This is a genomic window from Methyloligella sp. GL2, assembly GCF_013341275.1.
Taxonomy (GTDB): domain Bacteria; phylum Pseudomonadota; class Alphaproteobacteria; order Rhizobiales; family Methyloligellaceae; genus Methyloligella.
Map to the genome: position 1 here is coordinate 412,121 of NZ_CP054476.1, position 18,263 is coordinate 430,383.

Genomic DNA, 18,263 nt, shown 5'->3' on the forward strand with positions numbered 1-18,263 from the left:
CACCATGTTCGATGTTCCCCCCTCTGAGCCTGTTCCTTTCTCCGAGACCGTTATCGAGGCACCAGGGCCGGAAGGGGTTTTGCAGGGTACGCTGGTTCTGCCGCAGAACCGGACCAAGCCTCCGGTGGTGCTGATCGTGCCGGGGTCGGGTCTGATCGACCGGGACGGCAATATGCCCGGGATACAGGCGGCGACCTATCGGCGCTTGGCGCATGGACTGGCCGCCGAAGGGATCGGCTCGCTGCGGATCGACAAGCGGGGCCTGTTCGGCAGCGCTCGCGCGATTCGCGATCCGAATGCGGTGACCGTCAAAGATTATGCCGCCGATGTCGTGACTTGGATCGGTCGCATCGAAGAAGTGGCGGACCCGAGCTGCGTGTTTCTCGCTGGCCATAGCGAAGGCGGTCTGGTGGCGCTGGCTGCGGCCGGCAAGCTGCCATCGCTCAGTGGCATCATTCTGTTGGCCGCGCCGGGCCGTCCCATGGCCGAGGTGCTGGAGGCGCAGTTGAAGGCCAATCCCGCCAATGCCCCGTTTCTGGATGAGGCAATGGCGGCGCTTGCCAGGCTGAAGACGGCAGAGCGCTTCGCCGTCGACACCATGCCGCCTCCGCTGCAACTGATGTTCCGCAACGCAATCCAAGATTATTGGACCGACCTGTTTTCCTACGACCCTGCGGTGCTCGCAGGCCGTGTGTCTCAGCCGCTTCTGGTTGTGCAGGGGATGGAAGATCTTCAGATCGGCGAGACGGATGCGCGGGCACTTGCCGGCGCGTCCGATCGCGCCGAGCTGGTGCTGCTGCCCGGGGTCAATCATATGCTGAAGCCGGTGGCAAAGAGCGGTTTTGCGGAGAACCTCGCCGCCTATGGCGATCCGGAGCTGCCGCTTGCGCCCGGCGTGGTGGGCTCGATCGCGGCGTTTGTCGCCGCGTCTTGCGACGGCTGATCTCGTTACGAATTGTGGGGTGGTTTTGAGCGCCGGCCGGTGGCTCGGGGCGCTTGCTTTGCTGTGCGCCGCCAAGGAGGCGGGCCGGCGCCCGGCCGCGCGCGGCGGCCGGGCGTAAGTCGCCTTATGCCGTTAGAACATCCACGGCATCATGTTGTTGTTCAGCTCGTACATCACCCAGAGCGTGCCGCCGATGACGATCGACACGATGAGGATGGTCAGCAGCAGGGACGAGATGTTCCAGGTGCCGTCCGGGCCGAGCAGGTGCAGGAAGTATTTCAGATGCACCAGCATCTGCGCTGCACCGATGATCAGGATGGTCGGCAGCAGCACGGAGGGCGCCGCAGCCTCGCTCATCACCAGCCAGAACGGGATCGCGGTCAGGATGACGGCGAGAACGAAGCCGATGACGTAATCGCGAAGATTGGCGCCGTGATGCTCGTGGGTTTCGGATGCTTGGCTCATCCCATCGCTCCTCTCAAATAGACGACGGTGAAGACGCCGATCCAGATAATGTCCAGGAAGTGCCAGAACAGGCTCAGGCACATCAGCCGGGTGCGGGTCACCTCATTCAGACCCCACTGGGTGACCTGGGCCATCAGCACGATCATCCAGATCAGCCCGGCGGTGACGTGGGCGCCATGGGTGCCGACCAGGGTGAAGAAGGAGGAGAGAAATGCATTCTCGCCCGGGCCCATGCCTTCGGCGATCATGTGATGGAACTCGTTGACCTCCATGGCGATGAAGGTGAGGCCGAGCAGGAAGGTGACGCCGAGCCAGCGCATCACCAGATCGCTGCGGCCTTTCTGCATGGCCAGGATCGCCAACCCGTAGGTGAAGCTGGAGACCAGCAGGCAGCCGGTCTCCATGGCGACGTAGGGGAGATCGAACATCTCCGCATTGCCCGGGTTGCCGCTCATGGAACCGCTCAAGGTCACATAGGCGGCGAACAGGGACGCGAACACGATGCAGTCGCTCATCAGATAGATCCAGAAGCCAAGAACCGTCATGGCTCCCGAATCGTGCTCGTGTTCGTGATGTGCGCCGGAGGCGCCGGTTGAAGCTTCAAGCATTGCTGATACCCGTTATGCCGCTTGCGCGATCTGCTCGCCTTCGATGCGTTCGACCTCGTCGGTCGGCACGAAGTAGTCGCGGTTGGTGTCGTAGGAGTGGATGATGCTCGCGGCGACCATGGCGACGGCCATGAAGATGGCCAGCCACCAGATGTGCCAGACCATGGCGAAGCCGAAGACCACCGAGAGCGCGCCGATGATGACGCCGGTGCCGGTGTTGCGCGGCATGTGGATCGGCTGCAGGCCGTCCTCCAGCTTCCGCGTCCAGCCCTTCCTCTTCATGATCCAGAACTCGTCGCGGCCCTCCACGACGGGGGTTACGGCGAAGTTGTAGAAGGGCGGCGGCGAGGCGGTCGCCCATTCTAGGGTGCGGCCGTTCCACGGATCGCCGGTGACATCGGCCAGCACGGCGCGCTTGCGGATGCTGACATAGAGCTGGGCGATCTGCACCGCGATGCCGACGGCGATGATCGCCGCGCCGCAAGCGGCCGCGATCAGCCAGGGATGCCAAGCCGCGACGTCGTAGTGGGACAGGCGGCGGGTCATGCCCATCAGGCCGAGCACGTAGAGCGGTGCGAAGGCTAGGGTGAAGCCGGTCACCCAGAGCACCACCGACCAGCGGCCGAGAGTTTCGTCCAGCTTGAAGCCGAACACTTTCGGGAACCAGTAGGTGTAGCCGGCGAAGCAGCCGAACAGCACGCCGCCGATGATCACGTTGTGGAAGTGAGCCACCAGGAACAGGCTGTTATGCAGCACGAAGTCGGCCGGCGGCACCGCCAGCAGCACGCCGGTCATGCCGCCGATGGTGAAGGTCACCATGAAGGCCAGGGACCACAGCATCGGCGTCTCGAAGCGGATGCGGCCGCGATACATGGTGAACAGCCAGTTGAACAGCTTCACGCCGGTGGGGATGGAGATCAGCATGGTGGTGATGCCGAAGAAGGCATTCACGTCGCCGCCCGCACCCATGGTGAAGAAGTGATGCACCCAGACCAGGAACGACATCACGGTGATTGCCGCGGTGGCGTAGACCATCGACTTGTAGCCGAAGAGCGGCTTGCCGGAGAAGGTGGCGATCACCTCCGAGAACACGCCGAACACCGGCAGGATCAGGATGTAGACCTCTGGGTGACCCCAGGTCCAAATCAGGTTCACGTAAAGCATGGCGTTGCCGCCTGCCTCATTGGTGAAGAAGTGCATGTCCAGATAGCGGTCGAGGGTCAGCATGCCCAAGGTCGCGGTCAGGACCGGGAAGGAGATCACGATCAGGATGTTGGTGCAGAGCGAGGCCCAGGTGAAGATCGGCATGCGCATCAGCTCCATGCCGGGGGCCCGCATCTTCAAGATCGTGACGATGAAATTGACGCCGGCTAACAATGTGCCGAGGCCGGCGATATTCAACGCCCACAGATAGTAATCCATGCCGACATCGGGACTGAACTCGAGGCCGGAAAGCGGCGGATAGGCGAGCCAGCCGACGCGGGCGAACATGCCGATGAACAGCGAGATGTTGATCAGCACGGCACCGGCCGCGGTCAGCCAGAAGCTCAAGGAGTTCAGATAGGGGAAGGCGACGTCGCGGGCGCCGATCTGCAGCGGCACGACGAAGTTCATCAGCCCGACGATGAACGGCATGGCCATGAAGAAGATCATGATCACGCCATGGGCGGTGAAGACCTGGTCGTAATGCTCCGGCGGCAGATAGCCGGTGGAATCGCCGTAAGACAGCGCCAGCTGGCTGCGCATCATGATGGCGTCGGCGAAGCCGCGCAGCAGCATGATCACGGCGAGGATGATGTACATCACGCCGATCCGCTTGTGGTCGACGGAGGTCAGCCATTCATCCCAGAGATAGCGCCATTTGCCGAAATAGCTGATGGCGGCGAGGAGGGCCAATCCGCCGAGCACCACGACGGAGCCGGTGACCACGAGGATGGGCTCGTGAAGAGGAATGGCATCGAGAGTTAGCTTGCCGAACATTTCTTATTGCTCCTTGGCCGCGGTGCGCAGGGATGAATCTGGCGGGAGACAGGCGTAGCCGTCGCTGACGAACAGCTTGTGCAGGATGCTGTCGAACAGGTTCGGTGCGACGGAGGCGTAATAGACAACGGCGTGATCCTCGCTCGGCTTGGCCAGCTCCGCATAGGCGGTGAGGTTGAGCGCGTTGGACGAGGACTTGGCCTTTTCGATCCAGGCCTCGAAGCCCTGACGCGTCAGCGAGTGGGCCTTGAAATTCATGTGCGAGAAGCCGTTGCCGCTGTAATTGGCCGAGATGCCGCCGAAGGTGCCGGTCTCGTTGGCCACCAGGCTCAGCTGCGTCTCCATGCCGGCCATGGTGTAGATCTGGCCGCCGAGGCGCGGGATGAAGAAGGAGTTCATCACGCTTCCGGAGGTGAGGTGGAACTTCACCGGCACGTTCTCGGGGATGGCCAGCTCATTGACGCTGGCGACGCCGAAATCCGGATAGATGAACAGCCATTTCCAATCTAGCGACACCACGTCCACCTGAAGCGGCGGCTGATCGCTGGCGATGGGCTTGTAGGGGTCGAGCTCGTGGGACGAGATCCAGGTGACGACCGCCAGAGCGGCGATGATCAGGCACGGCACCAGCCAGATGACCGCCTCGATACGGTTGGAATGGGACCATTCCGGCGCATAAGGCGCCTCGGTGTTGGTCTCCCGGTATTTCCAGGCGAAAAAGAACACCATGCCGATCACAGGGACGACCACGATCAGCATCAGGCAGGTCGCGATCAGAATGATCCAGCGTTCCTCGACGCCGATCTGCCCTGCCGGGTTCATCACCGACATGCCGTCGCAGCCGGCCAGGAACAAGGTCGCGGCGAGCGGAAGAAGCCGCCAGGACCGGGGCGCCGAAGCGCCTATAGATGAGGTTTGCTTGATAAGTTTAGTAAAAATCCCACTCATGCCCATCTGCCGATTTGTTTCAAAGCTTCTCTTCCCGTCTGCAGGTCGCGATATGCGGATTTTTCTGCTGGCAGGTGGTCGGAAGCTTCGGAGTTGTTTTGCAGGAGGCGTTCGCTAGATCACATGTTGCTCGTTTGATTGCCGCGCAGCTCATGATCGTTTTTCTTTTTCGCGCCCTATTTGCCTCATCCTCCGTTATTCAGGCCATGTCGCCTGGATGCAATTGGCCATCCTGTCGCTGTGTAGTTGCGCCGCAGGGCCGAAAATCGTTGCTGTGCGCTGGATAGGGGGTGCTCAATCGCCGCTCGGAGCGGTGCCGCCGATGGGGTAGGCTCGGCGCCGATTCGATAGTTCGGATGCGAGGAGAACGGCGATGGCTTGGGGCGAGAAAACCTGGGACGAAGAGCGTTTCGAGGGCGTGAAGGATCTCGCGATCCGGGCATCGGCCCTGTCGATGGGCTTCGTGTTCGTCTCCGCAGGGTGGCGGCGCTTCGTCAATGCGCCGGCCAAGCTCGACATCGAGAGCGCCAAGAGCGTTGCCAACAAGCTGGTGGAAGCGGCGCCCGGCTCGCCGCTGGAAGGCGTGATCCATTGGCTGCTTGCCAGCCCGTCTTTGGCCGGGCCGGCGGTCTATCTGATGACCACCGGCGAGGTGCTGGCGGGGCTGGGCCTGATCTTCGGTGCCTTCACCCGTCTCGCCGCGGCCGGCGCGGCGGCGCTCAACATCGCGCTAATGCTGATCTTCGGCTGGCAGGGTTATGAGTGTCTGGACGAGTGGACCATGTCGGCGCTGGGCTTCGCCATCTCGGTCAGCGTCATGCTGTACGGGCCGGGCAGCTTCTCCTTCGACAGCGCCGTCGGCATCGATCCGTTCCGGCGCCTGTTCACCCGCAAGGTGGCGGTCGGGCTCACGGTGTTCTCAATCGTCTTCACCGTCGCCTTCTACGCCTATTTCTTCGGCATCGCGGAGCTGAAGCGGCGCACCTCGGTCTCGACCTATTCGATCGTCGCCGAAAAGGTCGAAGGCGAGACAGGCGCGGCGACGCTTTATGTCAATGCCGGCGGCTCGCCGACCTCCAGCTATGTGAAATCGATCACCTTCACGCTGGAGGATGGCAGCGAGGTCACCCAAGAGGCGGGCGACATCGACGTTCTGAAGAGCCATTTCGAGCCCTGGTCGCAATCCGGCAAGGTGGTCGACGGGGTGCTGAAGCTGCGGCTCGGCTCCAAGACCGATATCCGCCTGCCTGAGGGTGCGGTCTCCGCCACCATCGACCTGATCGACAATCCCGACCAAACGGTCTCGTTCCGTTAGGATCTGCGAGAGTCTCAATTTTTTGCTCGCATAAGTGGCGTTGGTTTCGATAGGCTCGACTGGGCTCCGTGTTCTCCGGTCGATCCATCATGCCGTTCTACTTCCGCAAATCGGTTGCCGCAGGCCCCTTCCGATTCAATTTCTCCCAAAGCGGCGTTGGCATTTCGGTCGGCGTAAAGGGCTTTCGCATCGGGACCGGCCCGCGGGGCCATTACGTGCGTGCAGGCCTTGGCGGCATCTACTATCGCGGATCGTTGGGCGGTGCTGGAGAGAGGTCCAAACGGCGACGTGAAGCTGCCGCGCGGAGGCGAGAGCTACGCACGGTTCCTTCCTCCGTGGAGATGACCGAAATCGAGTCCGGTGATGTTTTAGAGATGCGGGACGAAAAAGTCGGCGACCTGATCGACGAGCTGAATGCCAAGCAGCAGCAAATCAGTTTCGCAAAAGTCTTTGGCTATGGCTTTGCGCTTCTCGGGCTCGCCGCTGGATTGTTATCGGGCGGTGCTGGCTGGATCATCGTTGCCTTTGCATTACCAGCTTGGGTGTTCGGAAGTTGGCTTGATTCTTATCGGCGCAAAGTGGTCGTTTTGTATGATCTCGATACGACAATAGAGGCACGCTATCGCGCTCTAACAGAGGGTATCGATACCCTGGCTAACTGCGGCGCCAAATGGCACATCGAATCGCACGGCCAAATCTCGAATCTGACGGCGTGGAAACAACACGCTGGAGCCGATCGGCTGGTCAGTCGGAAAAGCACTTCGTTGTCCTATGCCAAGCCCAAGGTACTAGAGAGCAATATCACGCCGCCTGCGCTCGGTGTCGGCCGGCAGGTGATCTACCTGTTGCCGGATGTCGTGTTGATGGAAGATTCAAGCCGATTTGGTGCGATCGCCTATCGCGACCTCGATCTTCGTATCGATCAAACGAACTTTATCGAAGATGGTTCGGTCCCCAAGGATGCCGAGGTGGTCGGCTATACCTGGAAGCATCCGAATAAGCGCGGCGGACCGGATCGGCGGTTCAAGGACAATTATCAAATTCCGGTCTGCCGCTACGAGCAACTTCATCTTACGAGCGAGAGCGGCGTAAACGAGCTGCTTATCTTCTCGCAGTTAGGGCTTTTGGAGAGTGTGATCAGATCATTCGAAGCTCTCTCCAAAACGCCTTTGGTGGACGACGCCCGGCAGTCGCTCGCCGAAAGAATAAACGCGCTAGAGCCGCGTGCAGCTTCGGCTATCAGCTAGTTGCTGCGGCGCGATCAAGCGGTCGATCACCATTCCACTAGGGCGGATCAAGGCATTCACAGCTTTCGATTGTTTGGCCGGGTGCATCCCCCTGCGTCGGTTCGTCTCTTTTCGCGGCGGGCGGCGGGTTTATATGAAGTGGAGATAACTTAAGCTTGCTTATAATAGATAGGGCTCAGATATGGCGCATGACGATCTGCAGCGTCCGAGCTTGGGCTTTCTGCTCCACGATGTGGCGCGCTTGCTCCGCAAGCAGTTCGAGCAGAATGCCCGCGTGCTCGGAATGACACGCGCACAATGGCAGGTGCTGGCCTATTTGCGCTTCTACGAAGGGATTCGCCAGGGCGCGCTCGCGGAGATTCTCGAGCTGGAACCGATCAGCTTGTCCCGCGTCGTCGACAAGCTGGAGGCCGCCGAGCTGGTGGAGCGCCGGCCCGACCCGAAGGACCGCCGTAGCAAGCGGCTGTTCCTGCTCCCCGGAGCCGAGACGGTCCTGAAGCAGCTGAAATCGATCAGCGAGACGCTGAAACGGGACGCGCTGACCGGCGTCACGCCGGAAGAGGAAGAGACCATGCTCCGGGTGCTTCAGATCATGCGCGCCAATGTGACCTGCGGAAGTTCCGAGGAGCGGGCAGACGAAAAGTCCAAGGAGACGGTGAAGGCCGGGTGATGCGATGAGCAAGATCGACAAGCAAGACAGCTTCACCGAAGCCGAGCCGATCAGCGCGCAAAAGACTGAGCGCGAAACGGCCGCTGAGGCACCGGAAGCGAAGGTGGCCGAAAAGACGGCGGACGTGTCCGTGGAGGATGAGGCGGAGCGTGATGCCGAGACTGGCGGCGAGGGGGCAGGCCAAACGGAAAGCCCGTCGCGCCGGCGCCGTATGCGGCATCTACTGTTCGCACTGTTGCCGCTTGCGCTCGTGGTCGGCGGCTATTTCTACGTCACCGGCGGCGCGGTGATGGATTCCGACAATGCCTATGTGCGGGCCGACACGGTCTCCGTCTCCACCGATGTCTCCGGCATCGTCGAAAGCGTTGCGGTGCACGATAACGAGCAGGTGAAGAAGGGCCAGGTGCTGTTCCGGCTCGATCCGCTGCCGTTCCAACTGGCGCTGGAGAAGGCGAACGGCCAGCTCGGCATCGCCAAGGCGCAGCTCGCAGCCCAGAAGGGTGCCTATGCGCAGATCCAGACCGAGCTCAAACAGGCCGAGCTGGATGTCGCTTTCTACGAGCGCGATTTCGAGCGCAAGAAGACGCTGCAGGCGCAGGATTTCGCCAGCCGCGCCCAATTCGACGAATCCCAGCACAATCTGCAGGACGCGGAGCAGAACCTCGCTTCGCTGAAGACCCAGCTCGCCCAGGCCGCAGCGAAGCTGGACGGACATCCCGATTATCCGGTGGAGAAGCTCTCCGGCTACAAATACGCCCTCGCGGAGCGGGACGAGGCGGCGCGGCAGCTCCGCCACGCCACGGTGCGGGCGCCGTTCGACGGGGTGGTGACCAACGTTCCAAAGCTTCAGGTGGGACAGTCGCTCGGCGCCGGCGCGGCGGCGTTCAGCCTGGTGGCCACGCATCACGTCTGGGTGGAATCGAACCCGAAAGAAACCCAGCTCACCTGGGTCAAACCGGGCCAGCCGGTCAGCGTTACCGTCGATACCTATCCGGGCGTCACCTGGCACGGCACGGTGGATAGTATCAGCCCGGCCTCGGCCTCCAGCTTCTCGATCCTGCCGGCGCAGAATACCTCCGGCAACTGGGTCAAGGTGGTGCAGCGTATTCCTCTGCGGGTGAAGATCGAGACGCCGGATGACCTGCCGACGCTGCGTGCCGGGATGAGCGCCGAGATCGCCGTGGATACCGGCCATGTGCGCGGGCTTCCTACTTTCCTGACCGATTGGTTCGGCGGCGCCACGGCGCATGCCAAATCCGGCAAGGCGTCCTCCGGCAAGGCGTCCCATGGCTAGCAGCGCCGCCATGGCGGGGGAGGCATCCGGCTTTCAGGTGGTGCCGGGCCGCGCGATGATCACCTTTTGCATCGTGCTGGCGGTGGTCATGCAGGCGCTGGATACCACCATCGCCAATGTCGCGCTGCCCTATATCCAGGGCTCGGTGGCGGCGAGCCAGGATCAGGTCAACTGGGTGCTGACCTCCTATATCGTCGCCGCGGCGATCATGACGCCGCCCTCCGGCTGGCTCGCCGGCCGGTTCGGGCGCAAGCGCGTGCTGATGGTGGCGATCGTCGGCTTCGTCGTTGCTTCGATGCTGTGCGGCATGGCCCAGTCGCTGACCCAGATCGTCGGCTTCCGGCTGATGCAGGGCGCGTTCGGCGCGGCGCTGGTTCCCATCGCGCAATCCTTCCTGCTGGATCTCTACCCGCCGGAGCAGCACGGCCGGGCCATGGGGCTGTTCGGCATGTCGGTGATGATCGGCCCGGTTCTGGGGCCGGTGCTTGGCGGCTGGCTGACGGAGAATTTCACCTGGCGCTGGGTGTTCTACATCAACCTGCCCATTGGCCTCGTCGCGCTGATCGGGGTTCTGATCTTCGTGCACGAAACGGCGAAGAGCCGGCAGCAGGGGCTGGACTGGACCGGCTTCATCAGCCTCTCCATCGCCATCGGCGCGCTGCAGCTTCTGCTCGACCGGGGCGAGCAGCTCAACTGGTTCGGCTCCGGCGAGATCGTGCTGGAGGCGCTGGTCTCGGTCTCGGCCTTTTACGTCTTCCTGGTGCATGTCTTCACCACGGATAATCCGTTCGTGCCGCCGGCCCTGTTCCGCGACCGCAACTTCGCCATTGGCACCTGCTTCATCTTTATCATCTTCGCCACCTATCTCGCCTCCATGGCGCTGCTGACGCCGTTTCTGCAGACGCTGATGGACTATCCGGTGACGACGGCGGGGCTGGTGATGGGGCCGCGCGGGCTCGGCACCATGATCTCGATGCTGATCGTCGGGCGGCTGACGGGCCGCATCGATACCCGCCTACTGATTGCCAGCGGGCTTTTAATGACTGCCTACGCCATGTGGGTGATGACCGGCTGGACTGCGGATATCGGGCCGTGGGACGTGGTGATCACCGGCTTCGTGCAAGGAGCCGGTCTCGGCTTCCTGTTCGTGCCGCTGACCACGGTGACCTTCGCCACCTTGCCGCCGGAGCAGCGCACCCATGCCACCGGTTTCTTCAACCTGTCGCGCAATATCGGCGGCAGCGTCGGCATATCGGCGGTCTCGGCGCTTCTGGTGGAGAACACGCAAGTCAATCACGCCGAGATCGGCGCCTATGCGACGCCGTTCAATCACGCACTCGGCGCGGCGCCTCTGTTCGATCCGTCCAGTGCGCAAGGCCTCGCGCTCCTCAACCAGGAGATAACGCGGCAGGCGACGATCATCGCCTTCATCGACGATTTCTGGCTGATGATGGCCGCTTCGCTCGTTGCCGTCGCGCTGGTGCTGTTCATCCGCAAAGGCAAGGGTGGCGGCAATGCCGAGCCCGTAGCGATGGAGTAGGGCTGGAATGCAAAAAATTCATCGTGCCGCCGCAGAAGGCTTCGAAGCCGGTGCGGAGGTCTATGCCGCCGCCCGCCCCGATTACCCGGAAGCCTTGGAGCCTTGGCTCACGACCAAGCTTAAGCTCGGCCCCGGACGGCGCGTTCTCGATCTCGGTGCAGGGACGGGCAAGTTTCTGCCGAGACTCCTAGCGACTGGCGCGGAGACGGTTGCGGTGGAGCCGGTCGCGGCCATGCGCGCGGCGCTTTCCGCCCGATTTCCTGAGATTCGCGCTTTGGAGGGGACGGCGGAAGCCATTCCGCTCGAAGACAATTCGGTCGACGCGGTGACCTGCGCTCAATGCTTTCACTGGTTCGCCAGCGCCGAGGCGCTGCAGGAGATCCGGCGCGTCTTGAAGCCCGGCGGCGTTCTCGGGCTGATCTGGAATATGCGCGATGAGAGCGTGCCGTTCGTCGCCGCTGTGCAGGCGGTCATCGCGCCCTATGCGAAGGATGCGCCGAGCTATGGGAGCGGTGCTTGGCGGCGCCTGTTCCCGGCGGACGGCTTCGGGCCGCTTGAGGAGAGCCGCTTCTCCAATGTGCAATCCGGTCCGCCGGAGCAGGTGATCCTCGGCCGGCTCTTGTCGACGAGCTATATCGCGGCCCTGCCCGAGGCGGAGCGGCGAGAGGTCGCCGCCAGGATCGAGGCAGTGATTGCGGGCGATCCGACGCTTGCCGGCAAGGCCGTCGTGCAGATGCCCTACGAAACCTTGGCCGCTTGCTGCACCAAGAGCGGCTAGCGCTCGTCCTGCTCTTGCCAGATGCGGTGCGGTGGCGAAGTATGGCGCCGCCGTCAGCTGGGCCGCCTGGATGCGGCCCGTTCGTTTCGCCGGGGGAGCATGGCTACCGATCGACCGCTGGATTTTCTGATTGCCGGGGTGCAGAAGGGCGGCACGACGGCGCTTTGGCATTTCCTCTCCCAGCATCCGGCTGTGTGCTTCGGCTCCAAGAAGGAGCTGCATTTCTTCGACGATGAGAGGCTGGATTGGTCTGCGCCGCCCTACGATGCGCTGCATGCCGAATTCGCCGATGCGCCGCCCGGCAGCGTGTGCGGAGATGCTACGCCGATCTACAGCTATTGGGTGCCGAGCATGGCGCGTATTGCCGCCTATAATCCCGATATCAAATTGATCTTCAGCTTTCGCGATCCGGTTGCCCGCGCCTATTCCCATTGGCGCATGGAGGTCTCGCGCGGGGCGGAGCAGCTCTCCTTTTCCGAAGCGATCCGGGAAGGGCGCGCGCGTGTGGCCCGCGAAGCCCAGATCAGCGGCTGTCACCGGGTGTATAGCTATGTGGAGCGGGGGTTTTATGCCGAGCAGCTCGACCGGGTGTTCGAACATTTTCCGAAAGAGCAGGTGCTGCTTCTGCGCCAGGCCGATCTGGACCGCGACCAGGCGCAGGTCTTGGATGAGACGTTCGGGTTTTTGGGCGTCGCGCCGCTGGCCGAGCCGCCGGAGAAGGAATGGGTGTTTTCCTACGACAAACCCGAATTCGCCGGAATTTCCGACGAGGATCGGAGCTTTCTTGAGGAGCTCTACGCGCCCGATCGGCAACGGCTGAAATCGGAATACGGGCTCGATCTTTCGGGGTAGAAATGATGCCACAGCCGAAAGGCTTGTCTGTGCGCGGCTGCGGCGGCATGGTCGCGTTCTTCCCTCGCCGACGCGAAATCGCGAGCCGATACATGAAGCTGACGTCTCTTCTTTTGACCCTCGCCGTGCTCGTTTCCGGCCTTGCGCTGTTCCCAAGCGAGAGCCGGGCGGCGGATAAGCGACCACCCAATATCATCCTGATCATGGCCGACGATCTCGGCTATGGCGATATCGAGCCATTCGGGCAGAGCAAGTTCGAGACGCCATCGCTGCAGAAGCTGGCCGATGAAGGCGTGATGCTGACCGATTTCTACTCCGGCTCGGCGGTGTGTCAGCCTTCGCGCGAATCCCTCATGCGCGGCATGCATACCGGCCGGACTCAGCGGCAGTTCAACACGGAGCGCCCGCTTCGTCCCGACGACGTCACCATCGCCGAAAAGCTGAAACAGGCCGGCTATGTGACGGCGATTGCCGGTAAATGGTCGCTTGGCACCGGCGGCACCACCGGCGCGGCTGAGGCGCAAGGCTTCGACCATGTGTTCGGTTTTCGCAGCATGCGCGGCGGGGTCGACCGCTATTTCCCGGAGGCCATGGTCTGGGACGGGAAGAAGAAGCCCTATCCCGGCAATGTCGACGGCGGCCGGACCAACTTCTCCAGCTACGAGCTGCGCGAGGCGGTGCTCGGGGTGATCGAGGAGAATAAGGACAAGCCGTTCTTCATCTATTTTCCGATGATCCTGCCTCATGCCGATATCAGCCCGCCGCAGGATATGGTCGACGCGTTCAGCGGCAGGTATCCCGAGACGCCGTTCGAGGGCGGGCATTTCAAGGCGCAGAATGCGCCCAATGCCGCCTTCGCCGCCATGGTCACGATCCTCGACGATACGGTGGGCGCGGTGATGGAGAAGCTCCAGGCGGAGGGCCTCGACCGCGAGACGCTGGTGATCTTCACCTCCGATAACGGCCCGGTCTCCGTGGGCGGGCGCGACCATCTCTTCTTCAACTCGGCGAAGGGGCTGCGCGGCACCAAGGATACGCTCTACGAGGGCGGTATCCGCGTGCCTTTCATCGCGCGCTGGCCGGGGCATATTCCGGAAGGGGCGAGCTCCTCCGTGCCGGGCGCGTTCCAGGATATCTTCCCGACCTTGGCCGATGCCGCAGGGCTGAAGCCTGGGCCGACGCCGACGGGCCGCTCGCTTCTGCCGGCGCTGCTCGATCCGGATGCTGCGATGCCGGAGCGGCCGCTCTATTGGGCGCTGGACGACCGGAAGGCGAAATGCGCACCGGCGGCCGAGAAGGGCGTTCCGCGCAAGGCGCATTCGGAGGCGGTGCGGCTGGGGAACTGGAAGGCGATTCGCCCCGACTGCAACGCGGGCATCGCGCTCTACGATCTATCTAAAGATCCCGGCGAGCAGCACGATGTGGCCGCCGAGCATCCGGAGGTGATGGAGACGATCACCGCGATCATGGCCGAGGAATACGCGCCGGACTGGCGATAGCCGAAGCGCCCCGTCTGCTTCTTGAGGGGCGCGCGGCCAGGCCGGCTATCCCCGCGCGCGTTCGGGTGTGCGGGGCTCGGCTGAGGCGGCTTCCCGCTGCTTGATCTGCTCGGCGATGGCGACGGTGCGCTGGGCCATGGTGAAATGCAGCCGCTCGACCATCTGGCCTTCCACGACGATCACACCCTTGTCCTTGTTCCCCGGCTCGCCGAAGGCATCGATGATCTTGCGGGCCCATTCGACCTCCTCCTCGGTGGGGGAGAAGACCGCGTTGCAGGGGGCCACCTGGCTCGGATGGATCAGCGTCTTGCCGTCCATGCCGAGGCTGCGGCCCTTCTCGCATTCCTCGCGCAAGCCCGCCTCGTCATGGAAGTCGTTATAGACGCCGTCGAGAATGTCGAGCTTGTAGGCGCGGGCGGCCACCAGCGTCATCGCCAGCCAGGGCACCACGGCGAAGCGCTCGTAATGGGCATGGGCGCGGGATTCGCGGATCAGATCGTTGGTGCCCATCACCAAGCAGCAGAGCCGGTTCTCCTTATAGACGGCGGTGGCGGCGATGGTGCGGGCATTGAGGATGGCCATCGGGGTTTCCATCATGGCCCAGAGCCGCACTTTTTCCGGCGCGTTGCAGCTTTGCAGGATCTTGGCGGCGGAGATGATGTCGCCGGAATGGATCACCTTGGGCACCAGGATCGCATCGGGTGCGGCATCGCAGGCGGCGACCAGATCGTCGGCGCCCCAGGGCGTCTCGAGCGCATTCACCCGGATCACCACCTCGCGGCCGCCATAGCCGCCTTGCTTCACCGCGGCGCAGACCTGTTCCCGGGCATGGATTTTGGCGTCGGGTGCCACCGAATCTTCGAGATCGAGAATCAAGGCGTCGGCCGGAATGGTCTTGGCCTTCTGAAGCGCCCGCTCGTTGGAGCCTGGCATATAGAGAGCGCTGCGCCGCGGGCGGCCTTGCATGGCGGATTTCCTTTTCTGCAACGGTGTTTCGCGGCAGCATAAATAATGTGCACCGCTTGGGAAATATCGCGCCTCTAAAGTTTCCCGATCGCAGGCTCCGGTGCGCTTGCGGGCCAAGCCCTAGCCCTAAACGGAAGTGCGGGGGCTCAGCTTCTCGGCCAGGAAGTCGACGAAGACGCGTACCCGCGCCGGCGTTGCAGCACCGCCGATGAAGACGGCATGGATGCTCTCGCGGTCCTGCGGGTTGAACGCTTCCAGCAGCGGAACCAGCTCGCCGCGCGTCAGGGCGTCCTCGATATGGAAATTACCGACCCGGGTGATGCCGACCCCTTGCGCGGCCAGCTGCACCAGCGTCTCGCCGTTATTGGCGGTGATGTTGCCGCTGACCGGCAGGAGGTAATCCTTGCCGTTCTCGCGGAACGGCCAGCCCGGCTCGATGCGGCGGAAGCTGAAATCCAGGCAGTTATGGCGGGCGAGATCCGCCGGGGTTTGCGGGGTTCCGGCGCGGGCGAGATAGCTTGGCGCGGCCACCACGGTACGGCCGGTCTCGCCGAGACGGCGAGCCGTGAGCGGGCTGTCGGGCAGCGGGCCGAAGCGGATGCCGATATCGGTGCGGCCGCCGAGAATATCGGATACCTCGTCGCTGGCCTCCAGCTCTACGGAAATGTCCGGATAGCGATCCACGAACTCGGCCAGGAGCGGCACGATGGTGAGCCGGCCATGGGCGGTGGCGGCGCTGACGCGGATATGGCCGCGCGGGCTGGCCCGGTCGGCGATGGTGCTCTCAAGCTCCTCCAGATCGGCAAGGACGCGGCGCGCCAGCCGTGCATAGGCTTCGCCTTCGGCGGTCAGGCGCAGGCTTCGCGTGGTGCGCACCACGAGCCGCACGCCGAGCCGCTGCTCCATGCGGGTGACGATGCGGCTGACGGCGGAGGGGGTGAGGCCGCGCTCGCGCGCCGCCGCCGAAAGACTGCCGGCGCAGGCGACCGCCAGAAAGATCGCCAGCTCCCCGGTCCGGTCGGTTTTTGGATGAGTGTTGGAATGCTCCATTTGTGAATCTAATGCACAAGTGATTGACCGAAACGCAATCTACTCCGGGATTTTCGAGTCGATCATATTCCGTCAAAGCATAACTCACGGAATGGCTCTCATGAAAATCAACCCTCCCTTGCTGGCGCTCGCCGTCGGCGCCTTCGGCATCGGCGTCACCGAATTCTCGCCCATGGGCATGCTGCCGTTGATCGCCTCCGATCTTCAGGTCTCGATCCCCATGGCCGGGCTTTTGGTCAGCGCCTATGCCTTCGGCGTGCTGGTCGGCGCGCCGGTGATGACGCTGACCTTCGCCGGCATGGTGCGGCGGCATCTGCTGCTTCTGGCGATGGCGATCTTCACCGCCGGCAATCTGATCTCGGCCATGGCGGACAGCTATACGATGCTGCTGGTGGGGCGCATCGTCACCTCGTTCAATCACGGCGCGTTCTTCGGCGTCGGCGCGGTGGTGGCGGCAAGCGTGGTTGCGCCGGACAAGCGCGCCGGTGCCGTGGCGGCGATGTTCTCCGGGCTGACCGTCGCCACGATCGGCGGCGTTCCGCTCGCCGCCTGGGTGGCCGAGACGGTGGGCTGGCGTGCCTCGTTCTTCGGCATCGCGGCGATCGGCATTCTCACCATGGCGGCGCTGATCGTCTCGCTGCCGCCGATGAAGGTGGAGCGCAAGGCGGACATGCGCGCCGAGCTGAAAGTGCTGTTCCGCGCTCCGGTGCTCACCGCGCTGCTGCTCACCGTGGTCGGGGCCAGCGCGATGTTCACCGTGTTCACCTATATCGCACCGATCCTGCGGGTGGAGACTCAGGCCGGGACCGGCTTCGTCACCGCGATGCTGATCCTCTACGGGCTGGGTCTTGCCGTCGGCAACTGGCTGGGCGGGCGCTTTGCCGACCGTTCGCTCGATGCGACGCTGATCGGCTCTCTGGCCGCGGCGGCGGTCCTGCTGCTGCTATTCGCGCCGGGCATGGCTTCGGCCTTCGCGGCCGCGCCGCTGATCTTCGCATGGGGGATCGCCAGCTTCGCGATGGTGCCGCCGCTGCAGACCCGCGTGGTGATGGAGGCGGCGGATGCCCCCAATCTCGCCTCGGCGATGAATATCGGTGCCTTCAATCTCGGCAATGCGGTGGGCGCGGCCCTCGGCGGCGGGGTGATCGATGCCGGGCTCGGCTATCCCGCCGTGGCGCTGGCGGGCGCCGGCGCGGCGACGGCCGGGCTTCTCCTGGCGCTGCGCTTCCGGCGGGGCGGAAGATCGCTTGCCCCTGCGCCGGTGGGCTGCTGATCGGCGCCGGGCGGCAAGCGGCCTATGCCCGATCGAACGTGGCGACAGCCTCCGCCGCCGGTACCGATCCGGAGATCAGCTCGAGAATGGTTCGCGCAGTTCCCGGCGCGTGCACGATCTCGGCCAGGGTTTCGGCAACGTCGTCCCGGGGAACGTCGCCATAGGGAAGCGCCAGCGAAAGCGAGACACGTCCCGAGCCGGTATCGTCCGTCAGGGTGCCGGGACGCAAAATCATCCAGTCGAGATCGGAATCGACCAGTTCGACTTCGGAGCGGCGCTTGACCGTCATGTAGTGCTCGAACCGATCGGAGGTCTCGCGCTCCCGCAAGGCGTTGGGGAAAGCGGAGACCAGAATGAGGCGCGCAATGCCCGCCTGTTGCACCGCTTCGATGGTCTTCGTCATCCCATCGCCGTCGATCGCCGTGGTCATCTCGGGCCCGCCCTCGCCGCCGGCGCCGGCCGAAAACACCACCACATCGCTGCCGCGTATCGCCTCGGCGAGTTCGGCTGCCGACATCTTCACCAGATCGCCTTCCGTCGCCTGGATGCCGACCGCCGCCAGCGCCTCTTTTTGTTGCGGCCGTCGGTACAGCCCATCGACCTCGTCGCCCCGCGCCACCAGGCGCTCCGCCAGACGGATGCCGACCTTTCCCGCAATACCCACGATAAAGACTTTCATTTCTCCTCCTTTCTCACCCTGCGCCGCGACGCTTTCCGCTTCGTCTGCGATGACGATCTGCGCGGGGTTATGCCTTGCATGCAATTCGGCTGCCTAAGCGACGCTGTTACGCCTGCGGCATGGCTCCTTCAAGCCGTCGCTTCCGTGGAGACCGCC

General features: G+C 63.5%; 17 protein-coding genes. 10 read left to right on the forward strand and 7 right to left on the reverse strand.

The window, feature by feature from the left end; all coding sequences use genetic code 11:
- Positions 1-79 precede the first annotated feature (79 nt).
- Positions 80-943 (forward strand): S9 family peptidase, encoded by an 864-nt coding sequence (locus tag HT051_RS01965; RefSeq protein ID WP_246810144.1) that lies wholly within the window; start codon positions 80-82, stop codon positions 941-943.
- Positions 944-1,075: 132 nt separating this feature from the next.
- Here the strand turns inward: HT051_RS01965 and cyoD are convergent, their stop codons facing one another.
- Genes cyoD through cyoA form a run of 4 tightly spaced genes read right to left on the reverse strand, consistent with a single transcriptional unit; the run spans position 1,076 to position 4,944 of the window.
- Positions 1,076-1,408 (reverse strand): cytochrome o ubiquinol oxidase subunit IV, encoded by a 333-nt coding sequence (cyoD, locus tag HT051_RS01970; protein ID WP_174540480.1) that lies wholly within the window; start codon positions 1,406-1,408, stop codon positions 1,076-1,078.
- Positions 1,405-2,016: a cytochrome o ubiquinol oxidase subunit III gene (gene cyoC / locus HT051_RS01975; protein WP_174540481.1), complete on the reverse strand. Its 612-nt coding sequence runs from the start codon at positions 2,014-2,016 to the stop codon at positions 1,405-1,407. The genes cyoD and cyoC overlap by 4 nt, the downstream gene beginning before the upstream one ends.
- A 12-nt stretch (positions 2,017-2,028) precedes the next feature.
- Entirely contained in the window at positions 2,029-3,996 is a 1,968-nt protein-coding gene (gene cyoB, locus HT051_RS01980; RefSeq protein WP_174540482.1) for a cytochrome o ubiquinol oxidase subunit I, read from the reverse strand.
- 3 nt (positions 3,997-3,999) lie between these two features.
- Positions 4,000-4,944, reverse strand: a complete 945-nt coding sequence (cyoA, locus tag HT051_RS01985) for a ubiquinol oxidase subunit II (RefSeq protein WP_174540483.1) — start codon at positions 4,942-4,944, stop codon at positions 4,000-4,002.
- A gap of 373 nt (positions 4,945-5,317) precedes the next feature.
- Here cyoA and HT051_RS01990 point away from each other — a divergent pair, with 373 nt between their 5' ends.
- From HT051_RS01990 to HT051_RS02025, 8 genes are all read left to right on the forward strand, one after another.
- Entirely contained in the window at positions 5,318-6,259 is a 942-nt protein-coding gene (locus tag HT051_RS01990; RefSeq protein WP_174540484.1) for a TQO small subunit DoxD, read from the forward strand.
- Positions 6,260-6,348: 89 nt separating this feature from the next.
- The gene (locus HT051_RS01995; protein WP_174540485.1) at positions 6,349-7,506 is read left to right on the forward strand and encodes a DUF4236 domain-containing protein; all 1,158 of its coding nucleotides are present in this window, start codon (positions 6,349-6,351) and stop codon (positions 7,504-7,506) included.
- Between the two features lie 181 nt (positions 7,507-7,687).
- Positions 7,688-8,176: a MarR family winged helix-turn-helix transcriptional regulator gene (locus tag HT051_RS02000; protein ID WP_174540486.1), complete on the forward strand. Its 489-nt coding sequence runs from the start codon at positions 7,688-7,690 to the stop codon at positions 8,174-8,176.
- Between the two features lie 4 nt (positions 8,177-8,180).
- Positions 8,181-9,470 (forward strand): HlyD family secretion protein, encoded by a 1,290-nt coding sequence (locus tag HT051_RS02005; protein WP_174540487.1) that lies wholly within the window; start codon positions 8,181-8,183, stop codon positions 9,468-9,470.
- Between the two features lie 10 nt (positions 9,471-9,480).
- Positions 9,481-11,010 carry a DHA2 family efflux MFS transporter permease subunit gene (locus tag HT051_RS02010; RefSeq protein ID WP_246810281.1) on the forward strand — a complete coding sequence of 510 codons (1,530 nt, stop codon included), beginning with the start codon at positions 9,481-9,483 and terminating at the stop codon, positions 11,008-11,010.
- Between the two features lie 7 nt (positions 11,011-11,017).
- The gene (locus HT051_RS02015) at positions 11,018-11,788 is read left to right on the forward strand and encodes a class I SAM-dependent methyltransferase (protein WP_174540489.1); all 771 of its coding nucleotides are present in this window, start codon (positions 11,018-11,020) and stop codon (positions 11,786-11,788) included.
- Positions 11,789-11,887: 99 nt separating this feature from the next.
- On the forward strand, positions 11,888-12,640 hold the full coding sequence (locus HT051_RS02020; protein ID WP_174540490.1) for a sulfotransferase domain-containing protein: 753 nt from the start codon (positions 11,888-11,890) through the stop codon (positions 12,638-12,640).
- Positions 12,641-12,732: 92 nt separating this feature from the next.
- Entirely contained in the window at positions 12,733-14,139 is a 1,407-nt protein-coding gene (locus HT051_RS02025) for a sulfatase-like hydrolase/transferase (protein WP_174540491.1), read from the forward strand.
- 45 nt (positions 14,140-14,184) lie between these two features.
- Here the strand turns inward: HT051_RS02025 and HT051_RS02030 are convergent, their stop codons facing one another.
- Both HT051_RS02030 and HT051_RS02035 read right to left on the reverse strand, forming a co-directional pair.
- Positions 14,185-15,105 carry a CoA ester lyase gene (locus HT051_RS02030; protein WP_174540492.1) on the reverse strand — a complete coding sequence of 307 codons (921 nt, stop codon included), beginning with the start codon at positions 15,103-15,105 and terminating at the stop codon, positions 14,185-14,187.
- A gap of 126 nt (positions 15,106-15,231) precedes the next feature.
- The gene (locus tag HT051_RS02035; RefSeq protein WP_174540493.1) at positions 15,232-16,155 is read right to left on the reverse strand and encodes a LysR family transcriptional regulator; all 924 of its coding nucleotides are present in this window, start codon (positions 16,153-16,155) and stop codon (positions 15,232-15,234) included.
- A gap of 100 nt (positions 16,156-16,255) precedes the next feature.
- Between HT051_RS02035 and HT051_RS02040 the strand changes: the two genes are divergently transcribed.
- Positions 16,256-17,428: an MFS transporter gene (locus HT051_RS02040; protein WP_174540494.1), complete on the forward strand. Its 1,173-nt coding sequence runs from the start codon at positions 16,256-16,258 to the stop codon at positions 17,426-17,428.
- A 22-nt stretch (positions 17,429-17,450) separates the two neighbouring features.
- Here HT051_RS02040 and HT051_RS02045 read toward each other — a convergent pair whose 3' ends face one another.
- Positions 17,451-18,092 (reverse strand): NAD(P)H-binding protein, encoded by a 642-nt coding sequence (locus HT051_RS02045; protein ID WP_208454357.1) that lies wholly within the window; start codon positions 18,090-18,092, stop codon positions 17,451-17,453.
- Positions 18,093-18,263: the final 171 nt, after the last annotated feature.

What these genes read in the sequence shown, in the direction of transcription:
- cyoA (WP_174540483.1), bottom strand. Translation starts at nt 4,944, where the DNA reads ATGAGTGGGATTTTTACTAAACTTATCAAGCAAACCTCATCTATAGGC.
- cyoC (WP_174540481.1), bottom strand. Translation starts at nt 2,016, where the DNA reads ATGCTTGAAGCTTCAACCGGCGCCTCCGGCGCACATCACGAACACGAG.
- HT051_RS02030 (WP_174540492.1), bottom strand. Translation starts at nt 15,105, where the DNA reads ATGCAAGGCCGCCCGCGGCGCAGCGCTCTCTATATGCCAGGCTCCAAC.
- cyoB (WP_174540482.1), bottom strand. Translation starts at nt 3,996, where the DNA reads ATGTTCGGCAAGCTAACTCTCGATGCCATTCCTCTTCACGAGCCCATC.
- HT051_RS02010 (WP_246810281.1), top strand. Translation starts at nt 9,481, where the DNA reads ATGGCGGGGGAGGCATCCGGCTTTCAGGTGGTGCCGGGCCGCGCGATG.
- HT051_RS02035 (WP_174540493.1), bottom strand. Translation starts at nt 16,155, where the DNA reads ATGGAGCATTCCAACACTCATCCAAAAACCGACCGGACCGGGGAGCTG.
- HT051_RS02040 (WP_174540494.1), top strand. Translation starts at nt 16,256, where the DNA reads ATGAAAATCAACCCTCCCTTGCTGGCGCTCGCCGTCGGCGCCTTCGGC.
- HT051_RS02020 (WP_174540490.1), top strand. Translation starts at nt 11,888, where the DNA reads ATGGCTACCGATCGACCGCTGGATTTTCTGATTGCCGGGGTGCAGAAG.
- HT051_RS02015 (WP_174540489.1), top strand. Translation starts at nt 11,018, where the DNA reads ATGCAAAAAATTCATCGTGCCGCCGCAGAAGGCTTCGAAGCCGGTGCG.
- cyoD (WP_174540480.1), bottom strand. Translation starts at nt 1,408, where the DNA reads ATGAGCCAAGCATCCGAAACCCACGAGCATCACGGCGCCAATCTTCGC.
- HT051_RS01990 (WP_174540484.1), top strand. Translation starts at nt 5,318, where the DNA reads ATGGCTTGGGGCGAGAAAACCTGGGACGAAGAGCGTTTCGAGGGCGTG.
- HT051_RS01995 (WP_174540485.1), top strand. Translation starts at nt 6,349, where the DNA reads ATGCCGTTCTACTTCCGCAAATCGGTTGCCGCAGGCCCCTTCCGATTC.
- HT051_RS02000 (WP_174540486.1), top strand. Translation starts at nt 7,688, where the DNA reads ATGGCGCATGACGATCTGCAGCGTCCGAGCTTGGGCTTTCTGCTCCAC.
- HT051_RS02005 (WP_174540487.1), top strand. Translation starts at nt 8,181, where the DNA reads ATGAGCAAGATCGACAAGCAAGACAGCTTCACCGAAGCCGAGCCGATC.
- HT051_RS02025 (WP_174540491.1), top strand. Translation starts at nt 12,733, where the DNA reads ATGAAGCTGACGTCTCTTCTTTTGACCCTCGCCGTGCTCGTTTCCGGC.